Origin of the sequence: Arthrobacter sp. lap29 (assembly GCF_032458965.1) — a bacterium.
Classification (GTDB): domain Bacteria; phylum Actinomycetota; class Actinomycetes; order Actinomycetales; family Micrococcaceae; genus Specibacter; species Specibacter psychrochitiniphilus.
The window spans coordinates 51,288-65,259 of sequence record NZ_JAUCEK010000005.1 but is presented as its reverse complement, the minus strand read 5'-3'; the positions used below and the strand labels follow the sequence as shown (position 1 = coordinate 65,259).

At 58.4% G+C, this 13,972-nt stretch carries 12 protein-coding genes; 6 read left to right on the top strand and 6 right to left on the bottom strand.

Features of this window, described 5'->3' with window-relative positions; all coding sequences use genetic code 11:
• The first annotated feature begins 74 nt into the window (after positions 1 to 74).
• Positions 75 to 1,358 (top strand): MFS transporter, encoded by a 1,284-nt coding sequence (locus RY113_RS09860; RefSeq protein ID WP_315914431.1) that lies wholly within the window; start codon positions 75 to 77, stop codon positions 1,356 to 1,358.
• A gap of 6 nt (positions 1,359 to 1,364) precedes the next feature.
• Positions 1,365 to 2,357, top strand: coding sequence for a D-glycerate dehydrogenase (locus tag RY113_RS09855; RefSeq protein ID WP_315914430.1), 993 nt, complete (start codon positions 1,365 to 1,367; stop codon positions 2,355 to 2,357).
• 21 nt (positions 2,358 to 2,378) lie between these two features.
• On the opposite strand, the gene RY113_RS09850 is transcribed toward RY113_RS09855, so the two are convergent.
• The 5 genes from RY113_RS09850 to RY113_RS09830 all read right to left on the bottom strand — a co-directional run bounded on the left by RY113_RS09850 (position 2,379) and on the right by RY113_RS09830 (position 10,551).
• Positions 2,379 to 3,818, bottom strand: coding sequence for a DUF5129 domain-containing protein (locus RY113_RS09850; RefSeq protein ID WP_315914429.1), 1,440 nt, complete (start codon positions 3,816 to 3,818; stop codon positions 2,379 to 2,381).
• Positions 3,819 to 3,922: 104 nt separating this feature from the next.
• Entirely contained in the window at positions 3,923 to 5,086 is a 1,164-nt protein-coding gene (locus RY113_RS09845; RefSeq protein ID WP_315914428.1) for a Wadjet anti-phage system protein JetD domain-containing protein, read from the bottom strand.
• Entirely contained in the window at positions 5,076 to 8,456 is a 3,381-nt protein-coding gene (locus RY113_RS09840) for an SbcC/MukB-like Walker B domain-containing protein (RefSeq protein WP_315914427.1), read from the bottom strand. Before RY113_RS09840 ends, RY113_RS09845 begins: the two co-directional genes overlap by 11 nt.
• On the bottom strand, positions 8,453 to 9,112 hold the full coding sequence (locus tag RY113_RS09835; RefSeq protein ID WP_315914426.1) for a DUF4194 domain-containing protein: 660 nt from the start codon (positions 9,110 to 9,112) through the stop codon (positions 8,453 to 8,455). The genes RY113_RS09840 and RY113_RS09835 overlap by 4 nt, the downstream gene beginning before the upstream one ends.
• Positions 9,109 to 10,551 carry a DUF3375 domain-containing protein gene (locus tag RY113_RS09830; RefSeq protein ID WP_257032769.1) on the bottom strand — a complete coding sequence of 481 codons (1,443 nt, stop codon included), beginning with the start codon at positions 10,549 to 10,551 and terminating at the stop codon, positions 9,109 to 9,111. The genes RY113_RS09835 and RY113_RS09830 overlap by 4 nt, the downstream gene beginning before the upstream one ends.
• A gap of 219 nt (positions 10,552 to 10,770) precedes the next feature.
• Between RY113_RS09830 and RY113_RS09825 the strand changes: the two genes are divergently transcribed.
• The 4 genes from RY113_RS09825 (at position 10,771) to RY113_RS09810 (ending at position 13,009) form a co-directional block, all read left to right on the top strand.
• The gene (locus tag RY113_RS09825; protein ID WP_315914425.1) at positions 10,771 to 11,163 is read left to right on the top strand and encodes a hypothetical protein; all 393 of its coding nucleotides are present in this window, start codon (positions 10,771 to 10,773) and stop codon (positions 11,161 to 11,163) included.
• Positions 11,136 to 11,315 (top strand): hypothetical protein, encoded by a 180-nt coding sequence (locus RY113_RS09820; protein ID WP_315914424.1) that lies wholly within the window; start codon positions 11,136 to 11,138, stop codon positions 11,313 to 11,315. The genes RY113_RS09825 and RY113_RS09820 overlap by 28 nt, the downstream gene beginning before the upstream one ends.
• A gap of 628 nt (positions 11,316 to 11,943) precedes the next feature.
• Entirely contained in the window at positions 11,944 to 12,846 is a 903-nt protein-coding gene (locus RY113_RS09815) for an ISAs1 family transposase (RefSeq protein WP_315914423.1), read from the top strand.
• Positions 12,847 to 12,877: 31 nt separating this feature from the next.
• A complete protein-coding gene (locus RY113_RS09810) occupies positions 12,878 to 13,009 on the top strand; it encodes a hypothetical protein (RefSeq protein ID WP_315914422.1) in 132 nt (43 codons plus the stop codon).
• A 582-nt stretch (positions 13,010 to 13,591) separates the two neighbouring features.
• Here RY113_RS09810 and RY113_RS09805 read toward each other — a convergent pair.
• Positions 13,592 to 13,888: a hypothetical protein gene (locus tag RY113_RS09805; protein WP_315914421.1), complete on the bottom strand. Its 297-nt coding sequence runs from the start codon at positions 13,886 to 13,888 to the stop codon at positions 13,592 to 13,594.
• Positions 13,889 to 13,972 lie beyond the last annotated feature (84 nt).

The following is a 13,972-nucleotide window of genomic DNA, read 5'->3' as shown; positions in this document are numbered from 1 at the left end:
GCGTTAGAGGGCGGATCCAGACCATTTTTCTGGCCTCTTCTCACCTTGCAGCCGGCATTGACTAAGGTTGAGCAGTGACCGATTTCCTGCTGAAGAGACCCTGGACCGGCCGTATTGGCGCACTACTAGGCATCTTGGTCATGGCGTTGAGCTTGCGCCCTGCTGTCTCCGTGGTGCCGCCCCTCTTGGGCGAGCTGACCGGTGAACTGGGCTTTGACCCCGCATCAACGGGCCTGTTGGCTATGTTGCCGCCGCTGATGTTCGCTATCTTTGGCCTGCTGACCCCTGTCCTGATCCGTAAATTCGGCCTCGAGAAGGCTCTTGTAGCCGCCGTGTTTTTGGCTGTGGCGGGGCAGTTGGTCCGGGCGGCCACAGACTCTGTGTGGCCGTTCCTAGGCTTCACCGCAGTGATCATGGCGGGCTACGGCATTGGCAACGTGGTGCTGCCGCCGCTGGTGAAGAAGTATTTCCCTGACCGTGTGGGACTGGTGACGGCCGGGTACGTGACGCTGCTATCGGTGGGCACTGCTATTAGCCCGCAGCTGGCCGTTCCGGTGGCGCAACTTACCGATTGGCGGGTCTCCATTGGCATGTGGGCCGCGGTGAGCCTGGCCGTTTTGCTGCCCTGGATCATCCAGTTCACTCGGGACCGCAAACCCCGCGCCGGAATCTCATCCACGAACTCCGCTCACCTCAGTGCCTCCTCCTCGCAGGAGCCCACGCCCCGGCTGCGGCCTTGGCGCTCGCCGGTGTCATGGGGGCTGGCCATTTTTCTGGCGGGCAACTCCGCCCAGACCTACGTCTATTTCACCTGGCTGCCGCCTTACCTCTCAGGCCAGGGGCTTGATGCGGGCGCAGCAGGTTCGGCGCTGGCCTACTTTGCCATCCTCGGATTGCCGGTGAGCCTGTTGGTGCCGCTGGTGGTGCCGCGCATGAAAAACCCGATCATTGCTGTCTGCGTTTTTGCACTGTGTTGGGGCGCCGGCCATGTGGGCCTGTACTTATCTCCCCTGGACGGGACATGGCTGTGGGTGACATTTGCCGGATTGGGCCAGGGCACCTTCGCCATGGCACTGCTCATGGTGAATCTGCGCTCGCGGACCACGCACGGATCCTCAGTGCTGTCCGGGTTTAGTCAGGGTCTTGGCTATGCGGGGGCGGGAATTGTCCCGCTGTTCTTCGGTACCCTCCACGACGCCACAGGATCCTGGAGCGCCTCATTCGCCACGTTGGGAGTTTGCATGGCGGTCATGATGACGGGAGCATTCATGATCAACTCAAAGCGGTACATTGAAGATTCCGCCACGGAACCCCTTCCCCCAGCCCCCGCGGAACGTGCAGTAGATCTCAAGGAGTAACCCAGTATGAGCCCTCGATTCTTAGTGACTGCCAGCATCCCGGAGCCCGGTATGGCGCTGCTGTACGACGCCGGTGATGTCACCTTGTTGCCGCAGGTTCCGGACGCTGACGCACTGCGAGCCCTCTGTGCCAGCGGTGATTATGACGTGCTGGTGGCACGCCTGTCAGACACCATCGATGCGTCATTACTGGGCAGTGCCAAGCTCCGCGGTGTCTCCAACTACGCCGTGGGGTTCAACAACATTGACGTCCCTGCTGCCACCGCCCGCGGGATTGTGGTGGGCAACACCCCCGGAGTCCTCACCGATGCCACCGCTGACATTGCCATGCTGCTCATTTTGGGCACGGCCCGGCGCGTCATAGAAGCTGACTCGTTGGTCCGCTCCGGCGGGTTCAGCGGGTGGAACCCACAATTGCTGATGGGCTCCGACGTGTCCGGGCAGGTGCTGGGCCTGGCAGGTTTTGGAAGGATTGCACGGGCCACGGCCCGCCGGGCTGCGGCTTTTGGTATGGATGTGGTGTTCTCGCCCCGGCCGCCGGCCGAACGCATTGTTTCAGAGGAAGAGCTGGGGGACCTGGCCGGTAAGGTCCGGCAGCTGCCGTGGGAGCAGGTGGTGGCGCAGGCCGATTTTCTCTCCATCCATGTGCCGCTGAATGAGGACACCCTGCACCTGGTGGACGCCTCCGTTCTGGCTGCCATGAAGCCCGGCGCATTCTTGATCAACACGGCACGCGGACCTGTGGTGGATGAGGCGGCGCTCGTTACGGCGTTGCGTGAGGGTGTCATTGCCGGGGCCGGACTGGATGTGTATGAAAATGAGCCCGAGCTGGCAGCGGGGTTGGCGGAGCTTCCCAACACGGTGTTGCTGCCCCATATTGGCAGCGCCACGGTGCCTGTCAGAAACAAGATGGCCGTGCTGGCAGCAGCCAATGCTATTGCCATGGCCAAGGGAGAGCTGCCTCCGCACCCGGTCAACCCGGAAGCCTTCTCAAACTGACGCAGCAGTGGGGGTGTTGGGCTAGAAGCGTGAGGAGCTGCCAGAACCGGAGAAGCTGCCCCCGCTGGAACCGTAGCCGGTACTGCCACCAGCACTGGCGTTGCTGCGTGTTGTATCAACTTGCTGCCGGGCGCTGACATAGCCGCTGTTGAAGGAAACTACCGAGTAAAAGCTGTTCCACCCGTAGACCGAACCAAGAATGGTGGGCTGCCTGCGGTGGAAATCCTCTTTCCGGTCCGCGTCCATGGAACTGCGCATTGCCGTTTTTTCAGAAGACGTTTTTGCGTACTTGTCAATGGCGGCGTCTGCATGCTGTTGCAGCAGGGCCGTCAGCCCCTCACGGATGTGCGCCAATTGATCCAGAGCGGCTTCTGGAGTGATGCGCCCTTCTTGGAATGACGCGCCTAGTTGCTCAAGTTCGGCCAGCTTTTGGGGACCGAAGGAATTCAGTACAAGGGTGCTGGGTAGCCCTTGGGCCTCGAGTTGGGAAACCAAGGTTGGTAGTTGATGTAAGTCATCGCGCAGCGGCCGTATCTGACGGTCCCATGCACCCTCCCACCCGGAGAAACGGTTCAGAAGCGTGTTGGTGTCGCCAATGACATCATCCAAGGCGTCCAGTTCTTGGGCCAGATCCGCATACTGGCAAACGATCATGACATTTGCTTTTTTGGATAATTCCTTCTGAGAGTAGGCGTGCGATTGCTGATTAAGTACGCTGGTCTCGTTATACCGGGCGCTGAAGTTCCGGTATTTTTCCAGCACTAAGGCACCATAGGAGGACGCCTCCGGTATGGTTTTGGCATTCAACTCAGTGGTTTCCAAAGCAAGGCTCACACTGGCAAAGCCGGCGTCGCCACGCTTTAAGTGTTCAGCCGCTTTCTTCCGGTTTTTACTGCGCATGGCGGCACGGATACCGAAGCCAAGAGTAGTGAAGAGAGCAGCAATGCCGGTGCTGATGAAGAACCACGTTGATTGGTACCACGGCTGATTGATCAGCTTCGCAGCCTTCTTCACTCCGGTGATGGTGCCGTCAGTCCACTGGGCGTCACGGAACAAATCCCTCGCTGAATCTTGAATGGCGGCCCGCTTGGACAAGGACACCTTGCGATCCTCTCCCATGTAGGTCCCAACCTGGCGCCCCACGGGATCGAAGGCGAAGATGAACAGGCCGTCGGCAAACTTTTGCCCGTCCGCGCTGAGCCAGTCAGGATGCAATGCTCGGGCGTAGCGCAACACTTCCTCATTGAAGTTGTCGGATTTTTTGCCGTTGCGGGTAAAGATCACCACCTTCGTGGGGGCACGGAAGTTGATGTTCTCGAGCGCAGTTACCAATTGCGGTTCGAAGAGCACGCCGGCGGTGTCCTCAATAACAACGCTGGCCGGTGCCTCTGCTACAGCGGCCGGAGCAACCCCCACCATGGTCATGAGCGCCAGCAGTAGAATCCCCAAAGTCTTCTTCATGGTCACAGCCCACCATTATGGCCGGGCCAATAGCAAGTTAGGCCGGTCACCGCAGTGCAGAAGTTGCAAGAGTCCGTCAGCAAAGAAGTACTGCGACGATTGGTTCAGAGCAGGTGTCCCAACACCCAATCCCAGCGCAGCAGTTCCTGCTCCAGGCGCAGCGTGGGCGCGAAGGTGCCGTCCATCAAGGCGTAATGGAGAGCGTTTTCAGCAGGGTTCAGGTGCGTTAGCTGTGCTGATGTGGCGGTGCCCTCGTGGCCCCAAAAGTCGCGGTGGGCCAAGAGCGTTTCCTCATCCATGAGAATGCTGCGCACGTGCGGATGGTGGGAGCGCAGCTGGTCCAGGATGCGGAAGCCGTGAGTGTCAATGTCTCCCCAATAGAGCACCTCAACGTCTGCGAGCCAGGCAGCGTCACGGATTCCTTCGAAGCCGTAGCCGCCGCCAAACACCGCCAAGGTGCGGGGCATCTGTGGCAGTGCCAGGAAGTTGACCAGGTTTTCCGTGGTGATGATCGTGTCCACATCCACCGGGTGCCCGGCAAAGGCGGCTGCCGTCACCTCAATATCCTCCATGCCCTGAGCCACAACCTGGGTTGGGTCCAGAAAGCGCAGCCTGACACGGTCTGGGGCTGCCAGAAAACCGTGCCGGCGGGCGTAATTCTTGCCGCTGAGCAGCCGTTCCGGTACCAACACCGCCAGCATCGAATCGATGAGCCGGCGGTGGTTTTCCACAAACTTTGTATGGACTCCGGGCAGGGAAAGCTGCCGCAGGTAGAGCCCTGGAGCCGGATTGGCCTCCATCCACAACGCAACTCTGGCCGCAGTCAGGGCATCCACCCCGAATTTGAGCAGCTCCAGCGGCCGTTGCAGTGACCACGCCTCCAACCGGATGTCCAGTAGGGTCAGGTGCCTACTTAGCTCTGTGAACTTTGCGGCTTCGCGCCCAAACCCCAGGAAGGTGATTTCCTCCGCGGCGGATGCGAACACGGCGGCGCACGGCAGGGTATTGGCACCAATGGTGGTTGCCCCAACGCTGATGTACTCCAGCGCCGCGCCGCGTGGCGCCGGGTCCCACGTTTGCGCCCAGGCCGCGGCGCGCGCGTAATCTGTGCGTAGTTGGGTGGCGCTGGGGTATTTCAACGTTCGACGCCGGGGATGGGTTCCCGAGGGTGTGTGAAACTCCCGCAGCAACTCACCGCTGGTCCAGGCACGCAGTACCGCGGTGCGCAGATCGGCCGGACTGCTCCATCCGGAAGTGTTAGCGGCCACGCTTCTCCCGTTCGGCCCGGTACTGGTGAATGGTCATATTGCGCAGCTGGGAATCCGCACCTGTTTCGTTGGCCACAAACCCCACGTTGGCCACAAAAGGTTCAATGACGTGGATCTTTTGTAAGGGCGTGACAATGAGCAATTGAAGTTTCAGACGTTTGAACAGCTCCAGCCCGTACTTGGCCGATTCGTCCGAGCCGCGCCCAAAGGCTTCGTCAATGACTACAAAGCGGAAGCTGCGCTGATTGCCCGGTCCTGCGGCAATCCCAAATTGGAACGCCAGGGCAGCAGCAAGGATGGTGTACGCCAGTTTTTCCTTTTGTCCGCCGGATTTGCCGCCGGAATCAGTGAAGTGCTCGTGTTCCTCACCGGTTTCAGTCCATTTCTCGGAGGCGGAGAACGTGAACCAGTTACGCACATCGGTGACCTTCGCCGTCCACCGCTCATCCAGGTTGGTGCGTCCCTCACGGCCCCGGAAGCGCTCCACCAAGGCTTCGACCTGCAGGAATTTTTTTTCGGAGTATTGTTCCTGCGCACCGATGGAACCCTCGGAACAAGCCCGAAGGTCAGTGCCGAACTCCCGCACTTCAGGATCGCTGCTTGCCTGCGGTTCCAACTGGATGTGCCGGCCGGGGTTGTATTCAATCCGTGCCAAGGACTCGTTGATTTCGCCAATACGGGAGACAATGTCCTGTTTGCGGGCGTCCAGGAAAGCATTGAACGCCACGATCTCATGGATGGTGTTTTGCGTCAGCGATTCCTTGAAACGTTCGGCAAAGCGCGGGAGATCGTTCTCCGCCAGCTGTGTCAGGATCTTGTTGAACTCTCCCGCAGCCTCCAGCGATGCATCAAGATCGGTAGTCTCGGCAGGGTACTTGTTGCGGAAATCGGTCATGAACCTGATGGTGATTCCCTCGGCGGTGCTCATACGCCGGCTCAGGCCATCGATGCTCCGGGTGAGGGTTTCCCGGACCTTGCTCTCAATCTTGGCCGTGTTCTTGTACGTCAGCACACCCGATTCAAGCGCCACCGCGGTGAGTTTGCCCAGCTCAGCCAGCAGCCCGGCGTCGGACGTCAAAGCACTTTCCGCCAGGGACTCCCGGCAGTCTGCAATCTGCTCGGAGAGGGTGCGAATGTCCGCCTTGCCGGAGCCGATCCGCTCCATCAAGGTGCGTAGCCGCTCATTGGTCTTCTCCACGCGAGCCGCGGTTTCGCTTTCCCTGCGGGTCAGCTCCCGCAGGATGTCGCTGGAGGATTCAAGCGCCGCCTTCTCCTGCGTCAGCCCGGCCATGGCACGCACGGTTGCCTGCCAGTTGAGGTCCGCAAAATTTCCGACGGCGGAAATGGTGCCGATGAGCCGTTGCTGGCGGCCCAGATTGCCCAGCTGGCTGTCAATGCGGGCAAGACCGTCACTGGCCGTGCGGAGTTGCCCTTCTGCCTGTTCAAGGGAGGTGCGCAGGCGGGCAATTTTATCGTGGTTGTCCCAGCCAAGCACATAGGATGCGCGGTCGCTCAGGGCCTTGCGGTCATCCTTCTCATGGCGGCCAGCACCACTCTTGAGCTGGCCGTTGATGGTCAGGGCTTTGGGATAACGCCGGAACTCGGCCATACTCTCGCAGCACTGGTGATCAAAACGGCGGCCCAGCTCGTCCAATAAAAATTCGCGCAGCGGTGTGCCGGCCTTGATGCTGATCTTCCCAGCCAGGGTGTCCGGGGCTGCCGGGCGAGGGGTGGGGGTGTCGCCAACCTTGAGATAAACCAGCCGAGCGCGCAGGTTGTTCGAGTCAACCCAGTCACTTACGGCGGAGTAGTGCCCTCCAGTGACCAGCAGGGACAGGGCAAAACCATGCAGGGTGCGCTCGGCGGCGCCTTCCCAAGCGGCCTCAGATTCGCGCACCTTCAGCAGCTCTCCGGCAAAGGGCAGCTCGGATTCGGCGATGCCAGTGCCATCGCAGAGTTTCTTGCGCAAAGCGATCAACCAACTGGGAAGCAGGCTTTGCCTGTTCAACAGGCTCTTGAGTTCCTCCTTGTGGTCCCTGGCCTGCTCCACAGCGTCGGAGCGCTGGCGGTCAAGGGCGGTGCGCTGTCCCTGCAGTTCTGTGTTGGCCTCAAAAAGGTGCTTCTCTACCCCGGGCAGGGCAGCGGTGTTGGCGTCAAAGACCACTTGATCTTCTGGTTCAAAAAGTCCCAGGACGGTTGCGGCCTCGGAGTATGTGGCAAAGCGCTCACGCTGGGAGCCGGATTCAATGGCCATGCGCGCCAGCTCGGCCTCGATGCTCGCGATCCGCCCACCGCCGCTGGTGCGTATGTCATCACGCAGATCTGCCAGCTCCCGGGTGAAGCTGCCCAGCTCGGCCGTCAGCGCAGTTTGCTGCTCGCTCACCTTGGCTGCGGCACGTTCCAATTCCAGTAGATGGGCCTCGCTGAGCTCCAGTTTCCGGGAGGTGAACCAGGCAGAGAGCTGTTCGCGCTGCTGCTGCGCACCGCTGTGCTCCACGGTCAGGGTCTGGTGGCGGGCCGCGTTCTCGCGAACGGGTTCCAGCATGCGGATCTGGTCCTTGGCCCGCAGCACAGCATTGTGGGCCTTCTTCAGATCGTCGAAGTGGTGCAGCAGGTTTTTGATCCGGGTTTCAACATCGTCCTCCTCCAGCATGTTGGTGCGGACAAAGTGGGTGATGTTCTCCACCTGCTTCATGGAGACGGTGCGGTGGAACAAGTCCATGGCTTGGGCGGAGCCAATGCCGAAGTGGCGTTTGAAGGCGGCGCCGTATTTTTCAAAGACGTCAAAGACAGCCACGCCATCGTTGCGCAGGCGGCGCTTTAATTTGCTCAGGTCGGTGCCGAAATCGGAGAAATCGCCTTTGATGGACTGCTCACCCTCGGCGATGGAGTAGAAGCGTGTGGGCTGCCCGGCCTCCTGCGTGGCCCACAGCGTGATGGCCAAAGAGATGGTCTTGTTCAAGGTGGCATTGTGAAAGACACCCAGCACCACGGTGAATGTGCCGGGTCCGCGCAGTGCCACAGGGCGGGAAGCATCGCCAAGACCGCTGCGGGCGCTCTTGTGGAAGCCGCGCACATAGGACATGAGGCTGCGTTCCTTCTTTTGCGCACCGGCAGCCTTGTTGTATTCAATCCTGTTGGCAGGTAGCAAGAGTGTGGTGATGGCATCGACAACGGTTGACTTGCCGGAGCCAATGTCACCTGTCAGCAAGCTGTTTTCGCCATCGAGCCGGAACGTCCGGACATCCTTGTTGAAGGTGCCCCAGTTCAGCAGTTCCAAGCGGTGCAACCGGAAACCTGGCCGGGTACCGGAGCTATCTGTGGTGAGGTCATCAAGGCTGAAAAGACCCGACTGGGCTTGCATGCTCATGCTGTGGCCGCCTTGGCTTTGCTGGTGGGGGGCGTGTCGCCTGCGAGCGTGGCGCGGTAATCGGAGAGCCTGGCGTCGAACTCTTCAAGCCACTGGGCATCCACATAGGCCTTGAGGATGCGCGCCACCTCATAGCTCTGCTCCTGGCCGCGGAGCTTGCGCAGGAAACCCAGTTCGGTGACTTTCTTGATGTTGCTGGCCAGCTGGTCCAAAATGCGGGCCTCATTGCTGGATTCGGGCAGGAATACGGAAACCATCTCAGAAATTTGTTCCACTGTCATGATGAGCCGGGTCTCACTGTTTTGCGTATCAAACTCGGCCAGCCGGGCACGTAGTAGGGCCAGCAGCAGGCTGACCTGGAAGGTCAGTTGGCGGCGGGGGATGAGGCGGGGAAGGTCTGTATCTGCGTCGGGATGTGAACGCAGGAATGCGTAGCCTTCACCGTCATCAAGGACCAGTTCCAAGCCCAGCACAGCCACATAATCGCGGGCCTGGGCGGACAGTTCCGTGAGCCGTTGCCACAGTTTTTCGTCGCCTTCGCGGTAGAGCACGCCCTTGAACAGCTTGGTGACCACAAGGGGCAGCCCGTCAGGGGTTCGTGCCGCAACGCCTAGGATGTCATCGGGTTGGGCAGAGTCTTCAAGGATGGCTGTCATGATGGCCTCACAAAGATGATTTTTTCAACGGTGGCTTCCCGCAGGCTGCCGTCGGGGAGTGTCCAGGAAAGGGTTTGAACAGAATCGGAGTCGATGGTTGCCGAACTTGACGCGGTGGCGAGCTGAAAATATGTGACGAGCTCGGCCAGCCCCTGACTAAGCGGGAAAGCGTCCGTGACCTCAGCCAAGGTGGCTTGTTCGGCGTCTGCCAGGACCGCATCAATGTTGGCTTCCAGTTTTTGCGGATCCACATGGAACTGTTCGAAGAGCGCTTGGGCGTCCACATCGAGGTCATCGGCAACATCGACAAAATCGTTGATGGGTGTTTGGCGGCTGGGCTCATACAGTGGCCGTTCAAAGGGCAGCGCCACGGGCACGTCATGGCCGGGCAGATCGGCAAACACGCCCGTAGGAGGGATGGCGCGGACGGCTACGGCACCGGATTCAATGTTGCGGATCAACGCCATGATGCGCTTATTTTCCAAAAAAACCTTGTCATCGAGCAGGCGCCGGATCTGGGCCGAGAGCTGGCGCACGGTGGATTGGGTCTGTTCTACGGCAGGAAGCCAGTCCTTCTGCATGGACGTGATGGAGTGCAGCCCCTCCTGCGTGGCAAGGGCATCAATGTGGGTGGCCCGTTCCAGAAGTTCGTGCAGCTCGGAGCGCAGCTGGGGGGACATCAGGTAATCCCAAAAACCTTGGAACGTGCGGCCCTGCAGGGAACCGCTGATGTCCTGCTGGGAGGAGAAAATTGACTCGAGGAGGTCACCCTGACCGCCTTCCCAGAGGGAGATCTGTTCACGTAGTTTGCGGTCAAGTTTGCGAAAGTTCGCCTCCACTTCGCGGAAATCCGAGAGCAGGTCCTTGGCTTGTGTGGTGAGTTGGTGGAAGTGGTCCACGGCTTCGGGGCGGCTCATGACGGCAATGGTGCCGGAGCGGATCAGTTCCATTTGTTCGTCAATGTCATCACGCTGACGTTGCAATTCCGCCAGCCGTGCGTCCGGGTCCGTTTCAGAACCGTGGACCAGGGTTTTGAGGAGGTTGAAGATGCTGGACAGTCGCGATTGAGTGGGGACAAAGTCGCGTCCGCGCAATGCTTCAACCCAGCGAATCACATCTTCGGTGGAGGCGGTGAGATCATAAACAGGCTCATCACGGTTCTCAGCATAGAATTTTCGCAGCCACGCCTTGGCCGGTTCGGCCCAGTCATCAAGGTATTCGCTGGCGGAGCGGGGGAACCGTTCTTCACCTAAGGTGTCCCGCAAACTGAACAGCACATCATCAAGGATTTCCACCAGATCCTGGCGGCCCAGATTACGTTGGTTGGGGCCGGTGAACGCCGCCATGAAGAACGTCAGGGCCAGGGGCGCATTTTGGGCGCGGAGCAGGGACCAGCCGGCGTGGTTCTCACGCAGGGAGTTGATTGAAAAGTAGTCCATGAAGAACTCCAAAAAGGTGGTGATTGCTTCACTGACCATGGTAGGCGCAGGAACTGACAAAGAGGCATTGAGGCACAGGTGTAGGTATGTCACGGAACTGGGCTTTAGCTGCCCAAAGTTTCTAATCCACGTCCGAGGTCACGCTGACGGGCACCTTTGATTGTTCCAATCATCTTTTGGCGAGCGGTTTTACGGATATCCGGGCCGAGGGCTAGGACAATGCAGAATGATAGGAGTGCCCAATTGGCTCTGGTGCTTGCCATCAGCAAGATCCCGGGAGCGGAGTTCCTGAGCAAGGTTTTTGATGTTCTGATTGCGGGCCTGCCTAGAGCGATGGCTGCGGTGGCTGCATGGAAAATCTCCGGTCTACTGGCGGTGTACTTGATCAGGTGGACCCTCTCACACAAGTTCCCTGCCACAACAGCGAACATTGTCACGGGCGCTTTCGCGGGCGTCATCCCTGGTTTGCTGGTCTTTTACGCGCTGGGACCGGTCACAAGTGCTGCGGGCGATGCCGTCGAGATTGGCATTGAAGCAGCACTGACGTACAGCCCCCTTCTGGTCGGGCTCTGGCTGCCCTGGCCATGGCCGGTGGAGCCGTGGTGGGCCTGACCGGAGCCGAAGCATCCGCCTACCTGCTGGCGATCGTGGCACCCTTCATTTCCACCAACACTGTAGGCATGATTCTGGCAATGCTGACGGCGCTTCTACTCGCCTTTGGTCTCACCCTGTTGGCCAACTTGGCGTTCCTGCGGGCCGAGTGAAAAAGGAAATCGCTTCAACGGGTAGGGTGCTGACTCACTTGGCAGTACCCTAAAAGTTTTTCACGTACGACGGCGAGACCTGGCTTTTGCGTCCAGGGCCCGCCAGGTTTGGGGCAGAGTTGGAGGGGCGTTAGTGCGTTCGGGCAACCCGCGGTTTGGACCGTTCCGCGGTGTCTTATAACTAACGATGAATACACCGATTCAAGCGGCAGGTTATGAGGCATAGTTGCGAGAATCGCCGGCTACGGCCGCTACGCGTGATGTGGTGGAAATCGGGGCAAAGCCACTGAACCCACCAGAAACTCAGCGAGGCGTCTCATATCGCTAGAGATATAAGACATTAAGGGTGTTGCAGTTAAGTCATGGGTCTGCTGCCGCTCGACCCGCAGCAGCCCATTGCTAATTTGGACGCTGAATTCAGTTGGTATCCTTTCCCGCGCCTGCTGATTGAACGACCAGGCGTTTTGAGAGGAACCGGTGTTGGCCCAAAGGGCAGGGTGACTGCAAAGTCTTTTGTTAGGGGATAGCGTCTTAATATGTGAGACGAACGAGGCTGTGGCTGTTTAAAGTCGAGAACTCCTGTTAAGCCAGATGGTGTCTAAGCCGCTGGATTGCCAGGAGTTCTCGTATGTCATCTTCTCACTTTGCTTTGTTCATTGACGAATTCGCTCCAATGGATGTGGTTCGGGTTGATCCGGGTAAGGTCCTTGCGGCTCTGTGTGAACTCCCGGATCCTCGGAAGAAACGTGGGGTCAGGTACCGTTTCCCGCACTTGCTGGTGATCATGGTCTGCTCAGTGTTGGCAGGGGCAACGACGCTGGTCGAGATGGCTGAATGGGCCGCTGACACGGCGCGGAACCAGCTGGCCACCTTGGAGATCGGTTCGCCACACGCCACCACGTTGGGGAGGGTATTCGAACGTCTTGATGCTGACATGCTGGACCGCTTGGCCGGGGCATGGGCACAGGGTGCAACGCCTCTGGCAGCGGTCGCTCTCGATGGGAAAGAAGTCCGCGGTGCCAAGAATGGCGGCGGTACAAGAGTGCATCTGATGGCGGCTATTGATCACGGAACCGGGGCCGTGCTGGGGCAGGTATCGGTGGCCGAGAAATCTAATGAGATCCCCTATTTTTCAACACTATTGGACGGAATTACGGACCTTACCGGGGTAGTCGTGTCGGCGGATGCACTCCATACCCAGCGTAAGCATGCCGAGTATCTTCATGGCCGGGGCACCTTCTACGTGCTCACGGTGAAGGGAAACCAGCCTGGTCTGCACAAGCAATGCGTGGACCTGCCGTGGAAACGAGTCAGGGCAGGGAACAGGACCGTGGAGAGGGCCAACGGTCGGGATATTGAGCGGACCGTGAAGTGCGTGAGCATTGCTGAGGGCATCAACTTTCCCCACGCAGCCCAATCCGCTCAGATCGTCCGAAAGTCCCGGCCAGTGGGAACCCGGAAGTGGCACACAGAGACGGTTTACATCGTCACGTCACTGGCGCCGGGACGTTCTTTTTCGGGAAGACCATAGCCAAGTACGCAACGGTGAAGCACCCCGCGTGATGGCATCGCTAAGAAACATCGCCATCACGATTCTCCGACTGCAAGGAGAAAGTAACCTCGCCAAAGCCACCCGTGGTGCCCGCAACTACCCGGAACGCGCCCTCAAACTAGCCGGCGTCACTATCAGCTAAACGACTTTGCAGCCGCCCTGGCCTTCTATTGACAACTTCCCCCGGTTCGTGGACGATACTATTATTCGACAACAACTGCTCTTTGAGAAAAATATCTGGGGAATATAATGAGTAAAAAACGTCCATTTCTAGCGGCGATTTTGAGCATTATCTTTGTTGGCGCGGGTCTAGCAATTGCTGCACCGGCACAAGCAGTTGACATACGCGTTGATGGCTGCACAGTTCACTCGAACAACCCTCATCCTTCGGTTCATTACAACGGAACTATTGATGGGGTAGGAACAATCAGCTGCCCAACACGTGCATCTAACCTCTACTTGAAAGTAACCCTAGAGAAATACAATGGTGCTTCATGGACAAGGCCTGCATTGGATTATTTAAACTCATTTGGATTTAAGTCGACTGCAGCGTCCTCATGCAGTGCAGGACCGGGAACTTTTCGCACAAGAGTTGACTATGTGGTTAAACGATATTCAACGAGCACTCCAAAAGCCGATAACCTTTACACTCCTTGGATGGGTGTAGCCTGCGGACCTGCATCGAGAATTGCAGGTTAGGGTTGTCATCTATTTCTTGAGACTATTAGTCTTCTTTGGGCGCTAATCCAAAAAGTTTTGTCATTTGGGGAGTAGAAATGAATTCGAATTTTGAAGTTATTTGAGTTTCAAACCATTTAACAAAAAACTCCATTGGCCTACCGGCAGCTTCATTTTCAGCCCAAGCCAATGCTTCCCTCACATCTTGCACGTCAGTCACCTCATACTCATCAACAGCCCATGAGTAATTTTCTATCACCGGAGGAGTCCAAATACGCACTCTATAGGTGGCGGGATCAGGATATTCAAATACGTCATCTTCGCGCATCCACTGTATGTTCATGGCACTACTCTATGTCAGAATATCGATAAAATATCTTGATCATAGAATTTTTCCTCAAGTTTAGCGGCTCTCCGCGGTTCGTGG